The 26,704-nt window shown below is 36.0% G+C and carries 25 protein-coding genes; 13 read left to right on the top strand and 12 right to left on the bottom strand.

The annotated features are described in order from the left end of the window. Positions 1–54 precede the first annotated feature (54 nt). Both ODR02_RS17715 and ODR02_RS17710 read left to right on the top strand, forming a co-directional pair. On the top strand, positions 55–789 hold the full coding sequence (locus ODR02_RS17715; protein WP_309512929.1) for an SDR family NAD(P)-dependent oxidoreductase: 735 nt from the start codon (positions 55–57) through the stop codon (positions 787–789). 306 nt (positions 790–1,095) lie between these two features. Beyond that, positions 1,096–1,941 (top strand): mechanosensitive ion channel family protein, encoded by an 846-nt coding sequence (locus ODR02_RS17710; protein WP_209786902.1) that lies wholly within the window; start codon positions 1,096–1,098, stop codon positions 1,939–1,941. A 56-nt stretch (positions 1,942–1,997) separates the two neighbouring features. Here the strand turns inward: ODR02_RS17710 and ligD are convergent, their stop codons facing one another. The 3 genes from ligD to ku form a co-directional block, all read right to left on the bottom strand. Then, positions 1,998–3,869: a DNA ligase D gene (gene ligD, locus ODR02_RS17705; protein WP_209786904.1), complete on the bottom strand. Its 1,872-nt coding sequence runs from the start codon at positions 3,867–3,869 to the stop codon at positions 1,998–2,000. Positions 3,870–3,940: 71 nt separating this feature from the next. After that, on the bottom strand, positions 3,941–4,546 hold the full coding sequence (locus tag ODR02_RS17700) for a DNA polymerase ligase N-terminal domain-containing protein (protein WP_209786905.1): 606 nt from the start codon (positions 4,544–4,546) through the stop codon (positions 3,941–3,943). Next, positions 4,546–5,331: a non-homologous end joining protein Ku gene (gene ku, locus ODR02_RS17695; RefSeq protein ID WP_209786906.1), complete on the bottom strand. Its 786-nt coding sequence runs from the start codon at positions 5,329–5,331 to the stop codon at positions 4,546–4,548. The genes ODR02_RS17700 and ku overlap by 1 nt, the downstream gene beginning before the upstream one ends. A gap of 146 nt (positions 5,332–5,477) precedes the next feature. Here ku and ODR02_RS17690 point away from each other — a divergent pair, with 146 nt between their 5' ends. Continuing rightward, entirely contained in the window at positions 5,478–6,047 is a 570-nt protein-coding gene (locus ODR02_RS17690; protein WP_209786907.1) for a Crp/Fnr family transcriptional regulator, read from the top strand. Between the two features lie 199 nt (positions 6,048–6,246). After that, positions 6,247–7,515, top strand: a complete 1,269-nt coding sequence (locus ODR02_RS17685; RefSeq protein ID WP_209786908.1) for an adenylosuccinate synthase — start codon at positions 6,247–6,249, stop codon at positions 7,513–7,515. Positions 7,516–7,586: 71 nt separating this feature from the next. On the opposite strand, the gene ODR02_RS17680 is transcribed toward ODR02_RS17685, so the two are convergent. The 6 genes from ODR02_RS17680 to ODR02_RS17655 form a co-directional block, all read right to left on the bottom strand. Further along, positions 7,587–8,918, bottom strand: coding sequence for a M12 family metallopeptidase (locus ODR02_RS17680; RefSeq protein WP_309512928.1), 1,332 nt, complete (start codon positions 8,916–8,918; stop codon positions 7,587–7,589). Positions 8,919–9,416: 498 nt separating this feature from the next. Then, positions 9,417–11,171: an aspartate--tRNA ligase gene (gene aspS, locus ODR02_RS17675; RefSeq protein WP_309512927.1), complete on the bottom strand. Its 1,755-nt coding sequence runs from the start codon at positions 11,169–11,171 to the stop codon at positions 9,417–9,419. A gap of 137 nt (positions 11,172–11,308) precedes the next feature. After that, positions 11,309–11,671, bottom strand: coding sequence for an ankyrin repeat domain-containing protein (locus ODR02_RS17670; protein WP_123864430.1), 363 nt, complete (start codon positions 11,669–11,671; stop codon positions 11,309–11,311). Positions 11,672–11,815: 144 nt separating this feature from the next. Next, complete coding sequence (locus ODR02_RS17665) at positions 11,816–12,259, bottom strand: ankyrin repeat domain-containing protein (protein WP_209786911.1); 444 nt, start codon at positions 12,257–12,259, stop codon at positions 11,816–11,818. 10 nt (positions 12,260–12,269) lie between these two features. Beyond that, positions 12,270–12,473 carry a helix-turn-helix domain-containing protein gene (locus ODR02_RS17660; RefSeq protein WP_077418859.1) on the bottom strand — a complete coding sequence of 68 codons (204 nt, stop codon included), beginning with the start codon at positions 12,471–12,473 and terminating at the stop codon, positions 12,270–12,272. Positions 12,474–12,475: 2 nt separating this feature from the next. Beyond that, a complete protein-coding gene (locus tag ODR02_RS17655; RefSeq protein ID WP_309512926.1) occupies positions 12,476–13,060 on the bottom strand; it encodes a hypothetical protein in 585 nt (194 codons plus the stop codon). 197 nt (positions 13,061–13,257) lie between these two features. On the opposite strand from ODR02_RS17655, the gene ODR02_RS17650 reads away from it, so the two are divergent. Together ODR02_RS17650 and ODR02_RS17645 are read left to right on the top strand one after the other, a co-directional pair. Beyond that, on the top strand, positions 13,258–14,652 hold the full coding sequence (locus ODR02_RS17650) for an MATE family efflux transporter (protein WP_209786913.1): 1,395 nt from the start codon (positions 13,258–13,260) through the stop codon (positions 14,650–14,652). A 473-nt stretch (positions 14,653–15,125) separates the two neighbouring features. After that, a complete protein-coding gene (locus ODR02_RS17645) occupies positions 15,126–15,245 on the top strand; it encodes a 30S ribosomal protein THX (RefSeq protein WP_065119703.1) in 120 nt (39 codons plus the stop codon). A 59-nt stretch (positions 15,246–15,304) separates the two neighbouring features. On the opposite strand, the gene ODR02_RS17640 is transcribed toward ODR02_RS17645, so the two are convergent. The 3 genes from ODR02_RS17640 to ODR02_RS17630 all read right to left on the bottom strand — a co-directional run bounded on the left by ODR02_RS17640 (position 15,305) and on the right by ODR02_RS17630 (position 16,948). Beyond that, positions 15,305–15,961, bottom strand: a complete 657-nt coding sequence (locus tag ODR02_RS17640) for a DUF937 domain-containing protein (protein WP_105681660.1) — start codon at positions 15,959–15,961, stop codon at positions 15,305–15,307. A gap of 80 nt (positions 15,962–16,041) precedes the next feature. Continuing rightward, the gene (locus ODR02_RS17635) at positions 16,042–16,437 is read right to left on the bottom strand and encodes a hypothetical protein (protein WP_309512925.1); all 396 of its coding nucleotides are present in this window, start codon (positions 16,435–16,437) and stop codon (positions 16,042–16,044) included. Position 16,438: 1 nt separating this feature from the next. Then, entirely contained in the window at positions 16,439–16,948 is a 510-nt protein-coding gene (locus tag ODR02_RS17630; RefSeq protein ID WP_209786916.1) for a DUF2480 family protein, read from the bottom strand. 78 nt (positions 16,949–17,026) lie between these two features. Here ODR02_RS17630 and lpxB point away from each other — a divergent pair, with 78 nt between their 5' ends. From lpxB to ODR02_RS17595, 7 genes are all read left to right on the top strand, one after another. Beyond that, positions 17,027–18,130: a lipid-A-disaccharide synthase gene (lpxB, locus tag ODR02_RS17625; RefSeq protein WP_309512924.1), complete on the top strand. Its 1,104-nt coding sequence runs from the start codon at positions 17,027–17,029 to the stop codon at positions 18,128–18,130. A gap of 42 nt (positions 18,131–18,172) precedes the next feature. Further along, positions 18,173–19,264, top strand: a complete 1,092-nt coding sequence (locus tag ODR02_RS17620) for a glycoside hydrolase family 99 protein (RefSeq protein ID WP_209786918.1) — start codon at positions 18,173–18,175, stop codon at positions 19,262–19,264. Positions 19,265–19,405: 141 nt separating this feature from the next. Then, entirely contained in the window at positions 19,406–21,178 is a 1,773-nt protein-coding gene (locus ODR02_RS17615; RefSeq protein WP_309512923.1) for a ComEC/Rec2 family competence protein, read from the top strand. Between the two features lie 145 nt (positions 21,179–21,323). After that, positions 21,324–21,986 (top strand): succinate dehydrogenase cytochrome b subunit, encoded by a 663-nt coding sequence (locus ODR02_RS17610; protein ID WP_105681654.1) that lies wholly within the window; start codon positions 21,324–21,326, stop codon positions 21,984–21,986. A 15-nt stretch (positions 21,987–22,001) separates the two neighbouring features. Further along, complete coding sequence (locus tag ODR02_RS17605) at positions 22,002–24,014, top strand: fumarate reductase/succinate dehydrogenase flavoprotein subunit (protein WP_209786920.1); 2,013 nt, start codon at positions 22,002–22,004, stop codon at positions 24,012–24,014. Positions 24,015–24,038: 24 nt separating this feature from the next. Beyond that, the gene (locus ODR02_RS17600; protein WP_209786921.1) at positions 24,039–24,806 is read left to right on the top strand and encodes a succinate dehydrogenase/fumarate reductase iron-sulfur subunit; all 768 of its coding nucleotides are present in this window, start codon (positions 24,039–24,041) and stop codon (positions 24,804–24,806) included. Positions 24,807–25,113: 307 nt separating this feature from the next. Further along, a complete protein-coding gene (locus ODR02_RS17595) occupies positions 25,114–26,655 on the top strand; it encodes a TlpA family protein disulfide reductase (protein ID WP_309512922.1) in 1,542 nt (513 codons plus the stop codon). Positions 26,656–26,704 lie beyond the last annotated feature (49 nt).

Here is a 26,704-nt window from a genome sequence, read left to right as displayed (position 1 = left end):
TAGGGTTTTTATATATCGGTGGAATTAGTGGCTAATAAAATTTATCTTTGTCCAATGAATCAAAACACAAATAAAACCGTTCTTATTCTTGGTGCTAATTCAGATGTAGCAAAACAATGTATGATACAATATACTGAAAAAGGATTTTCAGTCATTGCTGCTTCCCGAAATACAACATCTTTGGACGATTTTATTGATTCAAACAATCTGAACCGCTCACTAATTTCTGTTTTATACTTTGATGCCGCAGATTTTGACTCTCATTATGAATTTTATTCCAGCCTTTCTGTAAAACCTCATATTGTAGTATATGCTGCAGGCTTTTTAGTAGACAATCAAAAAGCTTTGACTGATTTTAAAGGCACCAAACAAATGATGGAAGTCAATTATATGGGTGGGGTGTCAATCCTGAGCATTATGGCAATGGATAAAACCAATTCAAACCTGGAAAGAATCATTGGGCTCTCTTCACTGTCCGGAGTAAGAGGAAGAAAAAGTAATTTTGTGTATGGAAGTACAAAAGCCGCATTTACCCAGTTTTTGGCTGGATTAAGACAGGAGTTAGCTTCCCGTAACATCATTGTCAATGCTTTGGTTATTGGTTATATCAGAACAAAGATTAATAAAGGATTGGAATTGAATGAATCCTTGATTATGGAACCGGATTATGTGGCCAAATTTATTGTTAATGCAGGAAACTCCTTTACCATTGTTCCAAATTTTAAATGGAAGATTATCTACCATATTCTTAGACTTTTACCGGAAAGCCTGGCCGCAAAATTACCTTAAGTAATGTTCATTAACATTATTTTTCTTTGATGAATACCACACTTCGGTATCGTTTTTGTAATTCTATGACCTGAAAATTATTTCTTCCTGCAAGATTCAATTTCTGAATGATTATTGAGTAAAGCAGAAACAATCTGTTCTGCTGTCAATCTATTTTAATCTATCATATTTTTACTTTCACTAGGCTGGTGTAAAGTGAATTTCTTTTTGAACCGGAATATACTTTTGTTCAATTTCATTTTAAGTCTTGCAGAAGATGTTAATATCTATTGACATAAATAATAAAACACATACATACGTACAAAAATGGACGATTTAGAACTGAACAACATTCAACAACACTGGGATACCTTAATTTCTTCAGCCATTTCATGGGCACCGAGAATTTTTACTGCAATTATTTCTGCATTATTAATTTATCTTATCGGGTCATGGATGATCAGAATGATTAAGAAACTGGTGGAGAAAGCTTTCAAAAAAAGAAATATGGAAGCTTCTCTACAGCATTTTCTTTTAAATATTATCAACTGGGGACTTAATATTCTGTTGTTTATTGTTGTGGTGACACAGTTGGGAGTACAGACTTCTGCATTTGTTGCAATGATTGGTGCTGCAGGTTTGGCTATAGGTTTAGCTTTGCAGGGATCTCTAACAAATTTTGCAGGTGGAATATTAATTTTACTATTAAAACCTTTTAAAATCGGGGATTTTATTTCTACCAATTCCGGAGTTTCAGGGACGGTAGATGCAATAGATATTTTTCATACAAAACTAATCACTCCGCAAAACCAACTCATCGTTATTCCAAACGGAGTAGTTTCAAATAATAGTATTACCAATTTTACGCAATTAGGAACAAGAAGAACATCATTGGATATAGGGGTTGCCTATGATGCAGATCTAAGACAAACCAAAGATATTTTAATGAATGTTATTAAAAGTAATCAATATGCTCTTGAAACACCTGCGCCGCAAGTAGTGGTGACCCAGCTGGGAGATAGCGCTGTCAATTTATCCATAAGAGTGAGCGCTTCCACTGAAAACTTCTGGGCAATGAATGAAGAATTAATCATCGGTTGTAAAGAAGCTCTCGATAAAGCGGGAATAGGAATTCCTTTTCCACAACGAGATATTCATGTTTATAATCAATAATTATATTTAATTTTTTTAAGAAACTCCTGCATTATTTTAATGTGGGAGTTTTTAATTTAATCAATATTCTGAAGCAGTTCCAAAGCCTTTATCATATCAATTCCCTTACCCAAAACCGGTTTGAACAGGTCTCCTTTCTCTTTAATTCTGTCAAGTGCATTGGTAATTGTAAAATCTGTTGGTTTCAGGCCAAATTTTAATTCATCCCAATCCAAAGGCATAGAAACGGCAGCACCTTGTTTAGGTCTCAGACTGTAAGCACTTGCCAGAGTCTGGCCCGTTCTGTTCTGAAGGTAATCGAGATAAATTTTTTTGTTATCCCTTTTTTGAAGGCTTCTTTCTAACGTTGTAATCTTAGGCAGCTTATCATTCACCTGCTTCATGAGGATATGAGCAAAATCTTTTACCTGGTCAAAATCATATTTGCCACCCATCGGGATATAAATGTGAATTCCCGTACTCCCTGAAGTTTTGCAATAGCCTTTTATTTTAATTGATTTTAAAACTTCATTCACCTGAAGAGCCGTTTCGATTACTTCATCAAATGTATTCTTTGAAGAAGGATCCAGGTCTAAAACCAGATAATCAGGATGTTCAAGATCGGGTAAAGAACTGTTCCATGGATTGAGGTCAATACAGCCTAAATTATTGAGATACGCTAATGTTGCTTTGTCATTACAATAAATATAATCAATATATTTATCATTCGATTCAGAATATACCTGTGTGGTTTTTATCCATTCAGGAATATGATCTCCTGCATCTTTCTGATAAAAACTTTGTTCCTCAATTCCATTGGGAAATCGATTGAGAGAAAGGGGACGGTTTTTTAAATAAGGCAGAATATAACGTGCTATAGATTGATAATAGTCTATGACATCTCCTTTCGTAATATTTTCTTCAGGAAAATAAACCTTATTCTGATTCGTAAGTTTTACAAGATGCTTATCTAAAGTGATCTCTTTTTCTTTCTCAGTAACCTCCGTTTTTTTTGATGCAGTTTTTGTTTTCATTTCTTTAGGTTTTTCGGTGAAGGATGATTCTTTAAGATCTTCCGGACTTTTGTCTTCTCTGATTTGCATGAAAACCGGATGCCTGAAGATTCCGTCACGGGTAATTTCAGAATATTTTATTTCACAAACCAGTTCAGGTTTTACCCATGTTACCGGCATATTGGTTTTTGGAACTGTTTCGAAAGGTGAAGATTTTACAATTAATTTCTGAAACCTTTTATAGAGCTCTTTCAGGGAATTATTATTAAATCCTGTTCCTGTATGGCCACAGTAAGTAAGTTGGGAATTGATATATTTTCCTAAAATCAATGCTCCGAAACTTTCCCGTGTGCCTCTGGGTTCAGTAAAACCACAAATAATAACCTCATCAGTATTGGAGAATTTTATTTTAAGCCAGTCAGCAGTTCTGTGATTTTCACTGTAGGTGCTGTCTGCCCGTTTCGCAATCATACCTTCCAGCTGCATTTTTTTCATCTGACCAAAAAATTCAATACCCTTTTCCGGAATATGATCACAATATGTAATACTGCCAGTTTCTGTAAGAGCTTCCTTTAAGAGTTCTTTCCGCTGGATAAGAGGAAGGTCTTCTGTAGAATGGCCATTAAGCCAAAGAAGATCAAAAACTTGATAAACAAGAGCTGTGCTGGGATTATCCCCGATTTGTTGTAAAAGCTGGAAATTAGGCTTTCCCTGTTTGTCATAGGCTACAACTTCGCCGTCCAGAATCATATGGTGTTTCTGTTTTTCGAGCTCCAAGGCTATTTTTTCGAATTTGGATAAAAATGAAATTCCGTTTCGGGAATAGAAGAGTGGAGTATCTTTACTGAGGTCTGCAATTGCTCTGTAACCGTCCCATTTTATTTCAAAGATCCAGTCTTTATCATTGAAGGCTTCCTCTGAAAGCTTAGCCAGCATAGGTTTGATGAAAGACTTCAGTTTTTTTTCGTTGGTTAAAGAATTAACACTTCTGAAAGGACTGTCAGATGTTATGAGTTCTTTTTTTCTTTTATTTTTAGGCTTTTTTTTTCCTCTAAAAATTTTGTGACCAGAGATTTTTGGGAAGTATTTTCTTCAGCATCGTAAGGGGCTTCTGCAAATTCATCCTTATGTTTAATTAGAAGCCATGCGTTATCTTCACTATTTTTCATTTTCACCAAAGCAAATTCTCCTTTGAGTTTCTTACCATGTAAAATAAACTTTAAAGAACCTGCATGTAACTCCTTCAGAAGTTCTTTTTCATCTGTAAGTTTAGAATTTTCTTCCAGAGGTTCATAAGTTCCGCTATCCCAGATTTCCACTTGTCCGGCTCCGTAATTTCCTTCAGGAATATTTCCTTCAAAATCTTTATAATCGTAAGGATGATCTTCTACCATCATGGCCAGACGTTTGTCTTTTGGATCTAATGACGGACCTTTTGGAACTGCCCAGCTTTTCAGTACACCTTCCATTTCAAGCCGGAAGTCATAATGAAGTCTGGAAGCAGCATGTCTCTGAATCACAAAAATAAGTTTGTCTTTACTTTTCTTGGTTTTTCCTTTTGGTTCGCTGGTTTCATCGAACTTCCTTTTACTATTATAATCTTTAAGAGCCATTATGATGCGGATTTGGATTTAGAAGTATTCAGGCTGGCTTTTAACTGTGCCATGAGGTCAATCACTTTACCTTCTTTTGCAGGCTGTGCTTTTTTAGCTTTTATATTTTTGCCTTTTGCTTTCTGCTTAATGATCTTCATCAGTTCATCAGAATAGGTGTCTTTGTACATTGCAGGATCAAATTCCTGAGAAAGTTGCTCGATGAGGTTAACCGCCATTTTAAGTTCTGCCGGTTTCGGGGCTTTTTGAGCGGGAATTTTTAAATCTTTATAATCCCTTATTTCCTGATCAAACCTCAAACGGTTGAGGACGAGGATGTCATCTTTGTACGGACGGATCATTCCAATGGCTTCCGTTTCACGGAGTACAAATGTTCCGATTCCCACCATAGCTGTTTTTTCAAGAGCTTTCAGTAAAAGCCTGTAGGCATTTTCTCCATTTTTCTGAGGCTCCAGATAGTAGGGGTTTTCAAAATACACACTGTCTACTTCAACCTCTTTTACAAACTGGTCAATAGAGAGTATTTTTGACTTTTCAGGGCTTGCAGCTTCGTAATCTTCCTCATCAAGAACGATATATTTGTCGTCCATGAGATAACCTTTGACGATGTTTTCCCATTTAACTTCTTTTCCTGTGTTTTCATTCACTCTTTTGAACCGTATATTGGAAAAATCAGATTTGTCAAGCATATCAAGATCCAATTTTGTGGTTTCCGTTGCCGAATAAATTTTAACAGGAATGTTCACTAAACCGAAGCCAATGGCGCCATTCCAAATTGCTTTCATTGTCTTACGTTTTTAAAAATCAAGCAATTAATATGCCGTTGAACACCCGTGTGGTACCTTTAGATGGCTTTGTTGTCAAATGACAATTGTTTTTAGCGCTGACTTTTATATCTTTATCTTTCCGCAATCTGTGGATACAATACAACATGGAAGAACTTTTTAATTATATCAAAAAATTCGGGTCACTGAATCCTCAGGATGAGCTTTTAATTGCTGATGGCATTCAGGAAGTCACTGTAAAAAAAGGAGAACCTTTTGTAGAAGCAGGAAAGGTGAGCCAAAGAATTGCTTTTGTAAAAAAAGGAGTATTCCGGTCTTTGTATTATAATAAACAAGGTGATGATTTTACCAGGTATTTCATCTATGAAGGGAGATTTATCGGAGATTTTCAAGGGTTTACAGATCAGCTGCCTGCGCATGAAGATATTGAAGCTATTACGGATGCTGTACTTTTGGTGATGGATCTTCAATATTTTAAAATCCTGGAACAGAAAATTGCGGTGTGGCCGGTTTTATTTGCCAGAATTCATGCCTTTGTGGTGGAGAACAAGTTAAAGGTGGCCAGTATCATGCTGAATCAGGATGCGAAATCACGGTACATTCATTTTTTAAACCATTATCCCGGACTTGCCAATAGAGTTCCACAGTCCATGCTGGCTTCCTATCTTGGGGTTACTCCTTCTTCATTAAGCCGGATCAGAAGAAATATAGTCTAGAATGATCAATGATGAATGATCATTGATAGATGATACTAATGAGTGTGCAGGAACAACAGACTTTGTAAATTTGGCTAACATCTAACATCTAACATCTAACATCTAACATCTAATTTCTTATTAAACCCTTTTTGTCAAATGGCAATGGTCTTTCTATTTGACTGTCATAGCTTTGCCCTATAAAAATTAAAGTACGAATATGGATATTGTATTAGGATTACAATGGGGTGATGAAGGAAAAGGAAAGTTTATTGATCTTATCAGTGAAAGTTATGACATTACAGCGCGTTTTAACGGCGGATCTAACGCTGGGCACAGCATAGAAAGAAATGGCCGCAGAATTACGCTTAAAATGATCCCTTCGGGAATCTTTATGAAAGGAGTGCAGAACGTTATCGGTACGGGAACGGTTCTGGATCCGGTGAGCTTTAAAAAAGAGATTATAAACCTTCAGGCATTTGATGAGACTGTTCAGCCGGAAAATAATATCGTTATTTCATTGAAATCTCACTTTGTACTTCCTACCCATAAGCTTCTGGATATTTTTATGGAGGAGAGTTCTGATTATACTACCATTGGAACAACTAAAAATGGGATTGCTCAGGCCTATTCAAATAAAATTTTAAGACAGAATGTAAGAATAGGAGATATGTTTGCTCCGGACTTTGAAAGCAGGGTAAAACATATTTTAGCAAGAGATTACAAAATGCTTGCTGAGGGAAATATAGAGCTGCCATCTTTAGAGGATATCAGTAATGAGTTTTTTGAAGCAGTCGATTTTCTGAAGAGATTTAAGTGTACAGAAACCGAAATGTATTTAAACAATGCTTTGGCTGAAGGAAAAACAATATTGGCTGAAGGATCTCAGGCAGCCATGCTTGATATTGACCACGGAACCTATCCTTATGTAACTTCTTCTTCCACAACAGCTTCAGGAGCGAGCAGTGGGTTAGGTGTTTCACCGAAAAAGATCGGTGAAATATTTGGAATTGCTAAAGCATATTGTACGAGAGTAGGGAACGGAGTTTTCCCAACAGAGTTGTTTGATGAATTAGGAGAAGAGATCAGAACTAAAGGGAATGAGTTTGGTTCCAATACAGGACGTCCGAGAAGAACAGGCTGGCTGGATTTACCTGCTTTAAAATACGCCGTAATGATCAACGGAGTGACGCAGCTGGTTCTGACGAAGGCAGATGTTTTAAGCGGATTGAAATCTGTAGCTGTTTGTACCCACTATGAACTGGAAGATGGAAAAACAGTAGCGGCTTCAGGGATACTTCCGGAAAATGGAAAGCCTGTACTGAAATGGATGAACGGCTGGAATGCTGATTTTTCTACAATGAAAAATCCTTCAGAATTACCACAGGAGTTAATTGAATTTTTATCATTTTTGGAAGCTGAATTGGGAATTCCGGTGGCTTATCTTTCAACAGGTCCGGGAAGAAATGAGATGTTGAAATTAATCTAATAAATAGTTATCGAATAGAGAAAGAGGTTAGGAAGTATTTCCTAACCTTTTTTTTATTTGTATAGAGAGGTTTAGTTAACTTTTGTAAGAATAAAGCGTTGTTTTGTAGAAGGCTGAACCGTTTGATCCGTAGTACCAATTACAATAGGAGTAAGATTAGTAGTTGCTCCATTCTTTACTTCTAATCTCAGTGCTGGCGCATTCTTAGGAGCGAATCCAAAACCATTATTTCCCAGATTGAATAATAACCATTTCTGAGAATCTGCATTAGAATTGGTTCTTAATTCAACAGCTGTTCCATTCGTTGTTCCGTTACTTTTTACGGTTAATACTTTTGCAGGATCCAATATAGATTTGATGATATAATACCCATGATCTGATTTGCTGAAAGTAAATCTCTGGTTATTCCCTGTAGAAGCTGAATACAGAATGATGCTGGTGCCGTCTGTAGTGGAACTTCCGGAAATATCTAAATTTTTATCACTCGCTAAAGCCGTTGTCATGGTATACGTTCCGTTGATTGCAGAAGAGGCATTAACAGGTCCATACAAATGGTTTATTCCGGCATAGTCACCTGCAGATAATCCTGTCCTTTGCTTGGTAAATGTAGATCCGTCCAGCTTGGTCATTACAGGCTGGCTTGCATCTATAGCAAAGTCTGTAGACTGATACATCATGACTGACCCGAAATCAAACGCCCCATGTCCTGCATAATCATTATAAAGATTGAAGTTATGACGGCTTCCTTCCACCGCTTTGTTAACATCTACAATGATGTACTGATCTCTATCTGGGCGGCACTGCTCATGCATGATTCCCATAGAATGCATTATTTCGTGAGCAATAATGGCGGGATAAGTGATATTATAAATTTTAATACCATTAACCCTGTTTTTTTGCCATCCAAGGGGAGAGCTATTGGAGGTTGTATAAGTAAAAGTAATATATTCTGTTTGATTGGTGCGTTCAACAAACTGAACACTGGTTTGAGAAGAAATCATATCAAACGCTTTGTTGATATTGGTAAGGAAGGTATTGTAATTCTGAGTACTCATACTTCCCTGGCTGGGTAATGTATAATAAACGGTTGCATTCGGCCATGTCTTAATAAAGGAGCTTACAATGGTACTTTTTTCAACGGTTGACATTTCAGAACTGGCCTGCATCTTTAATTTGTCAAACTGCTCAGGGCTAATCGTAATGTCATCGGCGTAAAAATATTCACCGTTTACTTCATTGACATACGTGTAATTTCCGTTGATTAAGAATTTGTGAATCTTTGCATTGTCTAGCTTTGTCGTGGTTTGATCCATTGAATCTGCCTGTGCATTTTCAATATCCGACCTACATGAATTCAGTGCCAAAATAAGGCATCCTGATAATAGTAATAGTTTGCTTTTCATATTATTTAATATTGGTTTGGTGATCAAGGTTTAAAATATGAACAGCTATATTATTATCATACGCATGAGATTATAAAAATACATCAATTTCTAAGTTTTGATTTAGTCTTCATTATAATTCAGCTGTGTGTGGTAAATATATCAATAAAAGTTATTATTTAAATATAACATAATATATTGATTGTTTTGTTTTTATTCGAAAAATGTATTTGTTTCGTTAAATAATTTATTTTGATTTAATTTTTACTACTTATTTTCAAATCTAATTATTTCACGAATATTTGATATAGTGATTAAAACTGCACATTACACTCACGTAAAGTTTATTCTATTAACAAATTAATAAGACATGATTAAATTTATACAGTCATGGCAGCCAAAATGTGATCTTCTTTTTTTAAGTAATATTGTCGATATAGAGCATGGAAATTGTAGGTAAATTGAAGATCCCTGTAATTGATGATATAAAAAAAGCGGGGCAAAAACCCCGCTTTACATCTATGCTTTTAAATTCAATTGTAATTCTAATTCGTCGAGCTGTGCATCAGCAATCGAGGCCGGCGCGTCAATCATTACATCTCGTCCTGAATTGTTCTTAGGGAATGCGATATAATCTCTGATTACTTCATTTCCATCAAGAATGGCTACCAAACGGTCAAATCCGAATGCTAAACCACCATGTGGCGGAGCTCCATATTTGAACGCATTCATTAGGAATCCAAACTGAGCTTCTGCTTCTTCTCTGGTGAATCCTAATAAATCAAACATTTTAGACTGAAGATCTCTGTCAAAAATTCTGATAGATCCTCCTCCGATTTCATTTCCGTTAAGAACCATATCATAAGCATTGGCTCTTGCTTTTCCAGGATCCGTTTCCAATAAGTGAATATCTTCTGGTTTTGGAGAGGTGAAAGGGTGGTGCATTGCATGGTATCTTTCAGTATCTTCATCCCATTCCAATAGAGGGAAGTCAACTACCCAAAGTGGAGCAAACTCATTTCCTTTTCTTAATCCCAAACGGTTTCCAAGCTCCATTCTTAATGCAGAAAGCTGAGCTCTTACTTTATTCTCATTTCCGGAAAGAATCAACATTAAGTCTCCTTCTTTAGCTCCGAATTTTTCGATGATTTTTGCTAAATCTTCTTCGTTGTAGAATTTGTTCACCGATGAGGTTTTCACTCCATCATTCTGGAATTTTGCCCAAACCATTCCTGAAGCTCCAATCTGAGGACGTTTTACCCAATCAACAAGTTCGTCAATTTGCTTTCTTGTATATTCTGCACAACCTTCTACATTGATTCCGACAACCAGTTCTGCGTCATCAAATATTTTAAAGTCTTTCCCTTTTACCAACTCATTCAGTTCTACGAACTCCATCCCGAAACGAATATCCGGTTTGTCATTTCCGTATTTTCTCATTGCATCCGCGAAAGTCATTCTTGGGAAGTTTTCGAATTCCTGGCCTGTAATATCTTTTAAAAGAGTTTTAGTCATTCCTTCGAATACGTTCATCACATCTTCCTGCTCTACAAAAGCCATTTCACAGTCGATCTGTGTAAATTCCGGCTGTCTGTCAGCTCTCAAATCCTCATCACGGAAGCATTTTACAATCTGGAAGTATTTATCCATTCCACCTACCATCAAAAGCTGCTTGAAAGTCTGTGGAGACTGTGGTAATGCATAAAACTGCCCCGGATTCATTCTGCTTGGTACCACGAAGTCTCTTGCGCCTTCCGGAGTGGACTTGATCAAAACAGGGGTTTCCACTTCAATGAAACCTTCTTCAGATAAATAATTTCTTACTTTCTGTGCCATTTTATGACGGAAGATCAGTTTATCTTTTACCGGATTTCTTCTGATATCCAGATAACGGTATTTCATTCTTAATTCTTCACCACCGTCTGTTTCATCCTCAATAGTGAAAGGAGGAAGCTGAGAGTCGTTCAGAATAGTCAGTTTTTCTACCAGAATTTCAATTTCCCCGGTTGGAATATTAGGGTTTTTACTTACTCTTTCAATAACTCTTCCGGTAGCCTGAATCACAAATTCACGGCCCAGTTTTTTAGCTTCTTCCATCAATTGTGCAGAAGAGCGCTCCTGGTCAAAAACCAGCTGGGTAATTCCGTAACGATCTCGTAGATCTACCCAAATCATAAATCCTTTATCACGGATAGTCTGTACCCATCCTGATAGTGTAACTTCTTCATTCAGATTTTTCAGAGATAGCTCTCCGTTGGTGTGTGATCGAAACATAATTATTTGTTTAAAGTTCAATGTTTAAGGTTCATTTTTGAACCTTGAATTTTTCGTTGGCAAAGATAAGATTTTTGCAGGTTTTATAAATAAAAAAAACTTCCTTTCGGAAGTTTCATATATTGTTTTTAGATTTTTTAATTTCTATTACCACCTTTTGCGATCAGAATTCTCTTTATTTCTTCAGTACCTTTTGTTTCATCAGCTACTTCAAGAGGTGTTTTGTTTTGACATTTTTTGTTGACGTTGGCTTTGTTGTCCAAAAGGAAGTTGATAATGTTCTTTCTATCAGACATAACACTGAAGCCAAGAGGTGAATAAAGTATATCTCCAACAAGGAAACATTTGTTGTAATCTCCCGGGGCAAACTGTTTTTTAAATGTTGCTATATCATCAGAATAAATGGCTTTCATCTTTTCCTGAGTCATTTTCTGAGCAGATAACATACTGCCAGACAGTAACATTCCAAATAGAAAGGTAGTAGAGATTATTTTTTTCATAAGAATAATTTTTAAGAATATACAAATCTAAATTAAATTTTATTACCAATTGATAAGTTTTGGCAATAAATGTTATTTGATTAAGCGGTCTATTCTTTTAATTATTGTAAAATCGTAAAACTGGTTTTGGGAAATAAGGGGAACTTATTCTAAAAGCTTAATCATTTCGGGTTTTTCATACTTTCGGGCATAATCTAAAGCAGTGTAGCCTGCTGAGGTTTTCGTGTCTTTTTTTGCTCCGTTGGCCAGAAGTTTTTTTGCTAACTCTGTATTGCCATATTTTGCCGCAAACATTAATGGTGTTTTTCCATCACAGATTTTGTTTAGATCAGCTTTTTCATCAATCAGTTTTTGGAAAATCTCCTTGCTGTTCATTTTAATGGCCAGCGCTAATAAAGTATAAGCGTTATTTTCGATTTGATAACATGCATTGATGTTTTCCTTATTGATTAAACCTGCAAAGTAGGCAGTGTTGTCATATTTTAGCATTTGCTTATGCTCATTAGTTAATTCCTGAGCGGTTACAGAGGTCACGCATAACATTCCTAATGCAAGAATGATTGTTTTAAGGGTTTGGTGTAATTGCATATTGTAGTTTTTATGGTTTAAATTCTAAGATATCTCCGGGTTGACAATCCAGTGCAGTGCAGATTGCTTCTAAGGTGGAAATTTTCAAAGCCTTGGCTTTTCCGTTTTTTAAAATGGAGAGATTTGCTTGGGTAATTCCTATTTTTTCGGCTAATTCCTGGGACTGCATTTTCCGTTTGGCAAGCATTACATCAATGTTGATAATGATCGGCATGATTATATAGTTAATTCGTTTTCTGTTTGTAATTCATATCCCTTTTTGAAAAATTCTATAATAAAAAATATAATGATTCCCAATGTGAAGTGAAGCACGATGAATAGAGGATCTATGCTATAGATAGATTGATCCATACAATATAAAACAATACTATAGATAGGGATAAAGACGATGTTAAGTGTAGCGAATATCTTTAAATCATGGATCACTTTTATATTAAAAATAAGATCAGTACTCATCCCTTTGAATATTCTGAACAAATAAAAAGTAAAAACACTGTAAAATCCCACAAAAAAAATAATGGAAATAAAGGTATACAGGGTATAACTTCCTTTGATTATAGCACCCGTTAATGGCATTTCGAATTGGAACATTAAAGAATCAGTTGCAGTTTTTCTTATTTCATTATCGAAATTTCCGGTTTTAAAAGTTTCTGAGAAAAACTGTGTTCCCTGATGTAAATTACTGTAAACAATGACAAATCCCAAAATGATATATCCCAGGTATAGAAGCTGAGCGACGGAGCCTGCCAATAGAATTTTACTTAGCAGAGTAGAAACAGATTTTTCACCAATTAATTTCATGCGATATTATTTTTAGTTGTTGTAAATGTATAAAAATTTATCGTAATACGATAAATTTTTATTGTAAAATTAATTTTACAATATTTTTAACTGAATTTTGATAGCAACGGTCATGATTCAAAAATGATTAAAACTTTTCATATGCCAACTTTTAATTGCTTTTGAATGAATACTTTTGCTAATAAACCAGGAGAGTCATGACAAAATATATTCAGTTTTTGAAAAAGGCATTCAGCGGCGAAGAAACAGATTTTACAAAAGTGAATATCAGAAGCGCTGTACTGCTTTTAGCAATTCCCATGATGTTGGAGATGGCTATGGAATCTGTATTTGCTCTTGTTGATCTCTATTTTGTTGGTCACCTGAAAGAAAGTGGCTTTGCCATTCAGACGGTAGGCCTTACCGAATCTGTACTTTCAGTGATGTATTCTATTGCGATCGGTATGAGTATGGCGGCAACTGCTTTAGTGGCACGAAGAATTGGGGAGAAAAACCCGGAACAGGCTTCCAGAAGTGCAGCACAGGTACTGCTCGTTTCCTTTGCTATTACTTTTGTTTTAAGCTTACTCGGAGTGATCTATGCTGAAGAAATTTTGATTCTGATGGGCTCAAAACCTGAAGCGGCAGCTTATGGAAAGAATTTCACCAGAATTATGATGGGAAGCAGTACCATTATTATGCTTTTATTTTTAATCAATGGTATTTTCAGAGGAGCAGGAAATGCGATGATTGCGATGAAAAGTTTATGGATAGCCAATATTGCCAATATTATTCTCTGTCCGATTTTGATAAAAGGCTTAGGACCAGTTCCGGCTCTGGGATTAACGGGTGCTGCTTTGGCCACAACGATAGGCCGTAGCATAGGGGTGATTTATCAGTTGTATCATCTCTTAGTAGCCGATACGCAGATTCGTATAAAGATTCCTTATTTTAAACCGAATTATGAACTTATCCAATCCGTAATAAAAATAGCAACTCCCGGAATTTTTCAGTTTGTTATTGCATCATGCAGCTGGATTTTCCTAGCAGAACTAGTGGCAACAACTGGTGGTGAGAATGCATCAGCAGGTTATCAGACCGCTTTAAGGCTTATGATGTTTTTTATGCTTCCTGCATGGGGACTGAGTAATGCCGCTTCTACGCTGGTAGGACAAAATATGGGAGCCAATGAAATGCTGAGAGCAGAACAGTCTGTAATGAAAACCGTGAAATATAATGTCATCTTTATGCTGGTGGTCAGTCTGATCTTCCTTTTTATGGGGAATTTTTTAGTGGGCTTTTTCACGCAGGAAATGGCCATTAAAGATTTTGCTAAAAATGCTCTTCAGATTATGAGCACTGGATTTATCTTTTATGGAATCGGTATGGTAATGATCAATGCATTCAATGGAGCAGGAGATACCTGGACTCCTACATGGGTTAATCTTTTTGGATTCTGGCTGTTTCAGATTCCTTTAGCCTATTTTTTATCCAAATATTTTGACATGGGGCCGAAAGGTGTTTTTATTTCAATCCCGGCGGCAGAAACTTTAATTACCATTGTTGCTTTTATCTTGTTTAAAAAAGGAAAATGGAAAACGATAAAGGTTTAGAAGGCTGGGAGCTGGAAGCTGGATGATGGAAGTAATGAAGGTTTGAAATATCTAAAATGGTTTTTATTAGCAAACATTGGAGTGTAGATTTTTTTAAAGGAAAATGGAAAACAATCAGGGTTTAAAAGGCTGGGAGCTGGAAGCTGGATGATGGAAGTAATGAAGGTCTGAAATATCTAAAACGGTTTTTATTAGCAAACATTGGAGTGTAAATTTTTTTTAAGGAAAATGAAAGGTTTAAAAGGCTGGAAGCTGGATGATGGATGATGGAAGTAATGAAGGCATGAGATCTCTAAAACGGTTTTTATAGTATAGATTTTGATCAGATAAAAGAGAAATTGAAAACACCAATCTGGTGTAACTTCCAGCCTCCCTCTCCCAGCTCCCAGCTATTTATAAAACTTTAACAGCTTTATTAATTGGATTTTAGCGTTGGGTTTTATAAATTCGTAGTACAACAAATACATAATACTATGGGAAAAGGAGACAAAAAATCAAGAAGAGGAAAAATTAATTCCGGAAGTTATGGAAAAAGAAGACCTAAAAAGGCTTCAAAATCTTTTGCAGCTTCTGAAGAAAAATCTAAGAAGTAATCAAAATAAAAAAGACCGAAGATCATGTCTCCGGTCTTTTTTTATGAAAATTAAATTAATTATTTACCTCCAAGAATATTACCAAGGATGCTGCCTAAGCCGCCACCGCCTTGTTGTTGGTTTCCACCACCCAATACACTTCCCAGTATATCGTTCAGAGGATTTCCTGATGATTGGGCTTGTCCGCCACCTCCCAAAACACTTCCAAGAATGTCATTTAAAGGATTAGACTGCTGAGCCTGAGCCTGATTAGAAGCATTTCCAAGAATTCCTCCTAAAAGATCACCCAAACCGCCTGCGCCTACATTATTTTGTTGCTTTTGCTGGCCGATATAACCCATTACAACAGGGGCAAGCATCGCAAGAATAGGACCTATTTTGTCTATTGAAATTCCTGTGTTTTGTGACAACTGGTTTTCAACAGTACTTTTTTGTCCGCCGAAAATATGATCAAGAATAGATCCTCCTTCAGCCTGTCTTGCTTCAATTTGTGAGGCATCATCTAAAATACTTCCGTTATGGTCTTTATCTAAAGCACTATTTAAAGCTTCTGCTTCTTTAGCATCCTGAGATTTATTTCTAAGATAAGAAATGATAAGAGGAGTAGCTACTGCTAATAGGGCAATTACCTGGTTTTTGCTGATTCCGAATTTGTTTTCAGCCTGTTCTGCAACCTGGTTGCCTGTGTTCCCTGTAAGTAGGTCAATTAAACTCATTTTTTGTGTTTGTTAGTATTAAGTGAACCAAAGTTATCAAAAAATATGCCTCATAAAATGACCGCCTTTCATAATTATTGTTAAAGTTTTCTTATCTGATCTTCCGTGTAACCTTTGCTCTTTAAAAGCTTTATATATTCTATCGCACTGATGGTCATCCATTCAATAGGTTCAGATGCCTGCTTCTTATCAATGGTGAACTCCAAAATACCAATATTGTTATTCATCCATGGAAGTGCATAATAATTCAGCCCTCCTTTATACTCCTTAAACGTGTGAAATTCTTTTCCTTTTTCCGTTAATAATATGACTTTATAGACTAGAAGATATCCCACAGGAATCAACAGGCATACCCATGAAAATTTTCGTAGACTGGTATAAGCTAAACCCAACACAATCGGCAAAGAAATTTTTGAAAAACTTCCGAAATAATAGATTCCAAGAAAAATAATAAACAAAAATAAATATTTGTTCATATTAGTTCTTTATAATAGGAACATTCGAACAAGCTTCTCCGAACATCAGAGATTTTACAATGGGTTTTAATTGTTCTACCAATTCAATATAGGCATTTTCAGGGATTTCTTTATCGGAACAGCCTTTTACGAGTACTCTTTTTCCTCTCATTTCCTCAAAATCATGAGTCTGGATGGCATTGTGCATTAAAATAACGTCCAGGTCTTCGCGGTTTCCAAAAACGATTTTCTTTGCTACTTCTGTAAGCTTCGCTGTTAAAACAAAATAAGCCCAAAGCGGAATAATAGTATCTACAGAATTGTAAATGTATATATAGGTGTCTCTATATTGTTCCGTATCGATGGCGTCAACCTTTTCACGGAAATCTTTTTCTTTAAGGATCATTTCCTGAAAAAGAAAATCTTTAAGGTCAATACCTTTTCTTTCCCCTTTTGGAAGTAAAGTGGTAAGGTCAAAATTGATAAGGCCGCTTTCTGCAACCTTATTCCGGATTTCAAATTCTTCTGACATTTTTTATCATTATCTTTGAACAAATTTACGAATTAAGATCATATCAATCTTAATTTGTTCTCTATCCTTACTATAGAAATGAAGTATTATATTATTGCAGGAGAAGCTTCTGGAGATTTACATGGAAGTAACCTGATGAAAGCCTTAAAACGAAAGGATTCCAATGCAGAATTCAGATTTTGGGGTGGCGACCTTATGAAAGCCCAGGGCGGAACATTGGTAAAACATTACCGTGACCTTGCCTTTATGGGATTCCTGGAAGTGGTGATGAACCTTCGTACCATTCTGAATAATATTAAATTCTGTAAAGAGGATATTCAAAAGAACAGACCTGACGTTTTGATTTTGGTAGATTATCCGGGTTTCAACCTGAGAATTGCCAGATTTGCCAAAGAGCTTGGAATCAAGGTGGTGTATTATATTTCACCACAACTTTGGGCCTGGAAAGAAGGCCGCGTAGAAATTATCAAAAAATATGTGGATGAAATGATGGTGATTCTTCCTTTCGAAGAAGATTTTTACAGGAAACATGGAGTTCATTCCCATTTTGTAGGTCATCCTTTGCTGGATGCTATTTCGGATCTGCAGGAAATCAGTATTGAAAAATTCAAATCTGAGCATGGACTGAACGAAAAGGAAATCATTGCATTATTACCGGGTTCCAGAGAACAGGAGGTAGAAAAAATGCTTGAAATAATGCTTTCTGTAAGACCACACTTTAAAAATTATCAGTTTGTAATTGCCGGAGCACCCAGTCTTCCAAAAGAATTTTACGAGAAATATGTGGATGATAATGTTCATTTTGTTTCCAATAAAACCTATGACCTGCTGAGATGTTCAAAAGCAGCTCTTGTTACGTCAGGAACAGCTACTCTGGAAACAGCATTACTGGATATCCCTGAAGTAGTCTGTTATCGCGGAAGTAAAATTTCTTATGCTATTGCTAAAAGATTAGTGAAAAACATCAATTATATTTCCCTTGTTAATCTGATTATGGATAGAGAAGTGGTAAAAGAATTGATTCAAAATGATCTGAACACCAAAAACCTGGTAGAAGAACTCAACAAGATTTTAACAGGAGAAAAAAGACAACAGGTTCTGAATGACTATAGCCTTCTGAGAGAAAAGCTTGGCGGAAAAGGAGCCAGCGACCATGCCGCTGAGGTAATATTAAACGTATAGCCTCATCCCAAATCTTTTGAAAAATTAATCTACCTTTTACCTATGAATTATTGTACCCGTTTCCTGTTATTACTGATATTTACCTTATTTTTCTCCCATAGTTTTGCCCAGCAGAACAATATAAGAGATAAAGCTCAGATATTTTATTACGGCTGGTATGGAAATCCATCAACAGACGGAAGTTATCAACACTGGAATCATGAAATTCTTCCTCACTGGAGCAATCCGAAGTGGAACAATATGGGACATCACCAGGGAGGAGATGATATCGGGGCTAATTTTTATCCGGCACTTGGAAATTATAGTTCCAACGACAAGGAGATCATTGAAAAACATATGAAAATGATCAAAGAATCCGGAGTAGGAGTTGTGGTGGTAAGCTGGCTGGGAAAAGATTCATACACGGATAAAAGTCTTATCAATTATCTGGATATTGCAGATCGTTTTGATTTGAAAATTGCATTTCACATTGAACCGTTTTATAAAAATACATCAGAATTAAAGGAGCAGCTTTCCTACCTTATAAAAACATATTCCAATCACCATGCTTTCTATAAAAAAGACGGAAAACCTCTGTTGTATGTATATGACAGCTATAAAATCCCTAAAGAAGAATGGGCAAAAATGCTGTCTGAAAATGGCGAAAAAACAATCCGAAATACAGAATTAGATGCTCTTTATATAGGACTTTGGGTTGAAAAAGATGATGCGAAATTTTTTGAATCATCAGGTTTTGACGGTTTCTATACCTATTTTGCCAGCGAAGGTTTTGTATATGGAAGCACAATTGCCAATTGGAATTTTATGGCCCAATATGCTAAAGATCATCATCTGATTTTTATTCCTTGTGTAGGGCCTGGGTATTCAGATACAAGAATCCGCCCATGGAACGAAGCAAATTTCAAAAGCCGAAACAATGGGAAGTATTATGAAAACATGTTTGATGCTGCCATAAAAGTAAACCCTGATTTCATCGGGATCACCTCATTCAATGAATGGCATGAAGGAACCCAGATAGAACCTGCTGTTCCTAAAAAATCGGGAGATTTTAAATATGAAGATTATGGGAAAGATCCGTTGTTTTATATCAAAGAAACTAAGCGTTTGACGGATAAATTTTTGAAAAAGAAATAGTATACTTTCAATCCTGAATTTTACCATAAAAAATTAAGTGCCCCGTTGATGTTTTTGATGCATAACGGGGCGTTTTTTAGTCAGTTTAGAGATTATATCTCATGAATTAATTATCTACTTTACCCTGATAATTAATTGAAATTGCACAAGCAGCCTCTTCTTATTCTGGCCGTATGTTTTATTCTTGGGATTCTTTTTCAGGATAAAATAGTGTTGACGAAATCTTTCGTTTATGGGATTGCTGCAATCTGCTTAGTTCTGCTTGTTTTAATCTGTTTTCATTCTTACTTTTTGCACAAAACCAAAGTTATCGGGCTTGTGCTTTTGTTCTTTGGTGCTGGGATTATCCTTCATTTTTATAATGCTTATTCTCCGGATGATAAAGTTCTGGTAGGGAAAAAAGAAACGGTTACTTTTAAGATCGCTCAGAAATTAAATTCTTCTGGAAAATATAGAAAATACGAAGGTGCGGCACAGGTGGGAAATACACGTTTCAATTCCATTTTTTATGTTCCAAAAGACAGAAAAGAGCTGGATTTTATTCATTATTATAAAGCTGAAGCGTATGTAACACAAGCAAAGACGGCCCAATATGATTTTCAGTTTGATTATGCCAGATATCTGAAGCGAAAACATATTGATTATCAAATTTATATTTCAAAAGAAATTGTATCTGCAGAATGGAGTGAGGTAACGCTGGCGGATAAAATGCGGCAATATAGACTTATGGTTCTTCATAAAATTGATACAACCGGAATGTCAGGAAAGACCAAAGAATTTTTAAAAGGGATTATTCTGGCAGACCGTACAGAGATTGATGCAGATACTGTAAAAGATTTCAATAAATCCGGGCTGGTTCATTTTTTGGCTATTTCCGGAACCCATATTGTGGTTATCTTCGGGGTATTTTATTTTTTGCTGATCCGTTTTACTCCCTTACCATTCAGAAAATATACGGTAATTGCAAGCTTGGTTTTTATCTGGCTGTTTGCTGCTTTTATTGGATTTGGAAATTCAGTGTTGCGATCCTGTATCATGCTCAGTGTTTATTTTGTTTTTGTATTGCTTCAGCGAAAACCGGATTTGCTTCATTCATTGGCTTTATCTGCTTTCTTTATTTTAATTGGTGATACCCAGCAACTTTTTGACGTGGGTTTTCAGCTTAGCTTTTTGGCTGTTTTGGGGATTTATTGGTTGAATCAGCCTCTGTTGAAATATTTTCCAAAACAGGATAACTATATTAAAAAACTCCTGTTTAATACCATCACAATATCTTTATCAGCACAGTTGGCAACCCTTCCTTTGGTCTTGTATTATTTTCATCAGTTTTCATTCATATCAATCATTGCCAATTTTGTTGTTGTTCCTTTTTCCGAACTCATTATTGTTTTCTCCTTTATAATGACTGCCCTGGTTTCTTTTGGAATTGATTTTGAATTTCTGAATGGACTATATGATTGTATTATCCTGGTTCTATTGAAAATAATCCACAGTTTTGCTGAGATTGACCTTTTATTCTTTGAAAATATTCCAATGAATATCCTGGAAGTTCTTTCGGTGTCTGCTGTAGTTTATTTATTAAGGCCGGTTATCTTAAAGTTTAATTTTAAAAATCTTATGAGACTGATAATGATGGCCATCGTTTTTTTGATAATAAGAACGGGAAGCACAGCTTTTGAACATCAGAAAGAAGAGATATTGGTTCATCATTTTAATAAAAACAAAATCTTTTCAGTAAAAAATGGGGATACAGTATGTTTCTGGATTTCGGATATGGAAAATATGGCAGAGATTTTACAGTATATAATAAATCCCTATTGTGCCTCCAGGAGAGTAGATCATTTTGAGGTAAAAACCTTGTCATCCTCCGTTCAAAAAGTAGTTTTCAGAGATAAGATTTACGATCTGAAATGATGGTTCTTAATTTAGGCGTTTTCCTGTATTTATAAAGGGTAGAATTCTTATTTAGAAACATTACAAACTGCCTAATTGTGAGATTTCTCACTTTTCGATATTGTTAAACTTTCTTAATTTTGTAGAAATTCAAATTTAAACTTATATGGCAGGTTTAACGAGTTCTACGATAGGTAGAAAATATGCTATGGCATTATCAGCTCTATTTTTGCTGATTTTTCTTATACTGCATTTGACGACCAATTTGTTATCAGTTCTGAACAAAGATGCATTCAATACAGCATCTGACTTCATGGGCTATAATCCTTTTGTGCAGTTCTTAATGCAGCCTATTCTTGGTTTTGCAGTAATTTTCCATTTCGTAATGGGATTTGTGCTTGAAATCAAGAATAATAAAGCGCGTCCGGTAAAGTATGCAGCAAACAACGCATCAGTGAATTCTTCATGGATGTCCAGAAATATGATTATTTCCGGAGCTGTTATCTTAGCTTTCTTAGCGCTTCACTTATATGATTTCTGGTTGCATGAAATTAATTACAAGTATGTAGAAGGATTAACTCCTGATGCAGAACGTTTCTGGCCTGAACTTCATGAGAAGTTTGCTGATCTTTGGAGGGTGGCTCTATATGTAATTTCTTTTGTTCTACTAGGATTACACTTAGCTCACGGATTCCAGTCTTCATTCCAGTCTATTGGAGCAAGACATCCAAAATACACGCCGGTGATCAAAGCTTTCGGGACATGGTATTCAATCCTTATCCCTGCAGGATTCATCATCGTAGCAGTTTTCCATTTTATAACTCAATAATATCAATATACTAGTATGAGTAAATTAGATTCAAGAATTCCAGCGGGTCCTCTTAAAGACAAGTGGAAAAATCATAAAGACCATATGAACCTTGTTGCACCAAACAACAGAGATAAGATTGATATTATTGTTGTAGGTACAGGTTTGGCAGGAGGTTCAGCAGCAGCTACTCTGGCTGAGCAAGGATATAATGTAAAAGCATTCTGCTACCAGGATTCTCCAAGAAGAGCACACTCTATTGCAGCTCAGGGAGGGATCAACGCTGCTAAAAACTATCAGGGAGACGGTGACTCTACTTACAGATTATTCTATGATACCATCAAAGGTGGTGACTATAGAGCAAGAGAGGCTAACGTTTACAGACTTGCTGAAGTTTCTGCAAATATTATTGACCAGTGTGTTTCCCAAGGGGTTCCTTTCGGGAGAGATTACGGCGGTCAGCTAGATAACCGTTCATTTGGTGGAGTTCAGGTAAAAAGAACTTTCTATGCAAAAGGACAAACAGGACAGCAGTTATTATTAGGTGCATACTCTTCAATGAGCCGCCAGATCGGTAAAGGAAGAATCAAAATGTACAACCGTCATGAAATGCTTGACCTTGTAATTGTAGATGGAAAAGCAAGAGGAATCATTGCAAGAAACCTTGTAACAGGTGAGATCGAAAGACACTCTGCTCACGCTGTAGTAATTGCTTCAGGAGGATACGGAAACGTATATTTCCTTTCTACCAACGCAATGGGATCAAACGTTTCTGCAGCTTGGAAGATTCACAAGAAAGGAGCGTACTTTGCAAACCCTTGCTACGTACAGATTCACCCGACTTGTATTCCTGTTCACGGAACACAACAGTCTAAACTGACTTTGATGTCTGAATCATTAAGAAACTCAGGAAGAATCTGGGTTCCTAAGAAAATTGAAGATTCAATAGCCATCAGAGAAGGTAAATTAAGACCGGAAAATATTAAAGAAGAAGATAGAGATTATTATTTAGAAAGAAGATATCCTGCATTCGGTAACCTTGTACCTAGAGACGTTGCTTCCAGAGCAGCTAAGGAAAGATGTGATGCTGGATTCGGTATTGAAAATAATGATACTCAGGAAGGTGTTTACCTGGATTTCTCTACAGAGATCATGAAAAAAGGTAAAGAATCCGCTATCGAAAAACATATTCATAATCCTACAGATCAGCAGATCTATGATTTAGGTAAGAGCTGGGTAGAGGAGAAATACGGTAACTTATTCGTTATGTACGAAAAAATTACTGCTGATGATCCTTACAAAACTCCAATGAAGATTTATCCTGCAGTTCACTATACAATGGGTGGTGTATGGGTTGATTATAACCTTCAGTCTACCATTCCTGGATGTTTCGTAATCGGTGAAGCTAACTTCTCTGACCACGGAGCTAACAGACTTGGAGCTTCTGCATTGATGCAGGGTCTTGCTGACGGATATTTCGTACTTCCTTACACAATTGCAGATTACCTTTCTGCAGACATCAGAACAGGAGCTATTCCTACCAATTCAGGAGCGTTTGACGAAGCTGAAAAAGGAATTAAAGAAAAAATTGATTTCTTCTTAAATAATAAAGGAACTCATTCTGTAGACCACTTCCATAAGCAATTAGGAAACATTATGTGGAACAAAGTTGGAATGGGAAGAACGCCTGAAGGATTGAGAGAAGCAATCAAGGAAATTGAAGAAGTAAGAAACGATTTCTGGAAAAATGTAAAAGTACCAGGAGAAGGAGAAGGAATGAACACTGAGCTTGAAAAAGCATTCAGAGTAGCAGATTTCCTTGAACTTGGACAATTAATGGCTATCGATGCACTACATAGAAATGAATCTTGTGGTGGACATTTCCGTGAAGACCATTCAACTCCGGACGGAGAAGCGGAAAGAGATGACGTAAACTATAAATACGTCGGAGCTTGGGAATATCAAGGTAACGATATCAACGCGGAAGTGTTGCATAAAGAAGAATTGATATACGACAACATCGAGGTTAAAACTAGAAGTTATAAATAATCTCCAACCTATAAATATAACATTATGAGTGCAAAAAAAGGCTTACATCTTACGCTGAAAATTTGGAGACAAAAAAATAGTAAAACTAAAGGTCAGTTTGAGACCTATAAAATATCAGATGTATCTACGGATTCTTCATTTTTGGAGATGTTGGATATTCTGAACGAAAACTTAATTAACGAAGGTAAAGAGCCTATCGCTTTCGACCACGACTGTCGTGAAGGAATTTGCGGTATGTGTTCTCTTTATATCAATGGTAGAGCTCACGGGCCTGATACTGGTATTACAACTTGTCAGCTTCACATGAGAATGTTCAAAGACGGTGAAACGATCGTTATTGAACCTTGGAGAAGTGCCGCTTTCCCTGTTATCAAAGACTTGATGGTAGACAGAAGCGCATTCGACAGAGTAATGGCAGCCGGAGGTTTCATTTCTGTGAATACTTCAGGTAATACCTTGGATGCTAATGCTATTCCGGTTCCTAAAGAAGATGCAGATAAAGCAATGGATGCTGCAGCTTGTATCGGATGTGGAGCTTGTGTGGCAACATGTAAAAACGGATCTGCAATGCTATTCGTAGGAGCTAAGGTTTCTCAGTATGCCTTACTTCCACAAGGTAGAGTAGAAGCTAAGAGAAGAGTTCTGAACATGGTGAAAGCTATGGACGAAGAAGGATTCGGAAACTGTTCAAACACCGGAGCATGTGAAGTAGAATGTCCAAAAGGTATTTCTCTTGAAAACATTGCAAGAATGAACAGAGAATACATGGCTGCTCTTGCAGATCGAGGATAGAATTGATTCAAATACATAAAAAATCGCCTTCATTTTTGGAGGCGATTTTTTTATGAAAGGGATGACCCTGTTAAAGTTTGTTAACTTATTGATAGATCTTCGTTATTCTTTATTTATTAAGTATATATTTGAAGGGTAATAGAATGGTTTTTTAAAAAACTTTCCAATACTTTTTACCGGTAAAAAGATAGGGTTCAATAATTAGAATATCCCTTTTGAACGGTAATAATAAAATTTTTAAAAAAAATAATTAGTGTAAATTAGCAAGCCCTAAAAAGCGTATTTTTGTGTAATATTAAAAATTGAAATGAAAAAATATCTTTTATTGTTTATCATCACATTCTTTGTGATGTCTTGTTCAAAAAAAGTAGAAGTAAAAGGAAAAATTACAGGAAGCTCACCATTAGAAAGAATTGAATTTGTAGAAGCTTCAGGAGTAGGAACCCTGCCTTTAATTAATATAGGTCTGGATAAAGACGGAAACTTTTCAGGAAATTTTGATGCTCCTAAAGATGGGATGTACGTAATTAACTATGCAGGCAGACAAAGCCTGATCTATCTTGAAGGAGGACAAACTGTGAATATTTCTGGAAACGGAACTACTTTCCCAAATGAATATGTAATTACCGGAGATGCTAAAAAGAATAATGATTTCCTTACGGCAAGTATGAAGTTTTTAGCAGACTATGGCAGCAAAGTTAATTTACCTGTATTAATGGGTGGAGATGAAGCTGCATTTTTGAAAGGAATGCATAAAATTGAAGCAGATATTAATAAAAATGTAGATGATCTTGCCAAGAAAAATAACCCAAGCAAAGGATTATTAGAGTGGAAGAAAAACGACGTGAAAGTAACTATTCTTAACTTGCTTGCCAATTATGAAATGGGTCACGGTCCAATGTCTGGAAACCCTTCTTACAAAGCTTCTAAGGCTTTTAAAGATTATGAAACTCAGTTAGAGACAGATAAAGATGCAATGGTGAAAACGATTCCTCTTTACAGACAATATCTTCTTGTAAAAATGACTCCTGATTTCCAGAAGTATGCTGAAGCAAACAGCAAAGGAAAAACAGGAATTACAACTTCTGAGATGTTTGCTCAGTATTTAAAAACAAAGAAAGACTTATCTCAGACTGCAAAAGATTATCTTCTTGCTTTTGTAATGGCTCAGGCTGATATTCATCCAACGACTCCGGTTGCCAATATCGACAAGATTAAAAAGATTATCGATTCAGATATTAAAGATGCTACCATTAAAAGTGATCTTTTAAAAATGCAGATAGCGATTACAGGTCTTAAAATCGGAGATGCAGCTCCTGAAGCAGCTTTAGCAAAACAAGACGGAAAAGCTTATAAACTTTCTGAAAACAAAGGAAAACCTTATATGTTATTCTTCTATGCTTCATGGAATCCTTACATCAGCGAAGCTACGGTACCTGTACTAAAGGAAGTAGTAAACTTCTACAAGTCTAAAATGAATTTTGTATTTGTAAACGTTGATGATACAAAAGACCAGTTCATTAAAACAAGTAACTCCTTATTAAAAGGAATTCAGGGAGTAAATGTTTATGGAGAAGGAGGATTGAACTCAGATATTGCTAAGAAATATGGTGTATATGGATTCAAGTTACCTTGCTTTGTAATCATTGATAAAGATGGTAAAATTGCCAGCAGATCTTTTGTAAACCTGGGTGAGCAGGAATTAGTAACGATTCTTGATAAACAAACAGGTCTTTCAGCTCCAAAAGTAGAGCCGAATATGCAAACGCAGCCGCAATTACAGCTTGATCCTTCTGCAATGCAGCAAGCTCCACAGCCCGCAAATCCACAGCCAGCTCCAACAAAATAATAAACTTTAACACAGTATAGAAACCTTATCTTCGGATAAGGTTTTTTTT

Origin of the sequence: Chryseobacterium sp. CFS2, from assembly GCF_036543225.1 — a bacterium.
Taxonomy (GTDB): Bacteria; Bacteroidota; Bacteroidia; order Flavobacteriales; family Weeksellaceae; genus Chryseobacterium; species Chryseobacterium culicis_A.
This window is presented reverse-complemented; position numbering and strand designations above follow the sequence as displayed.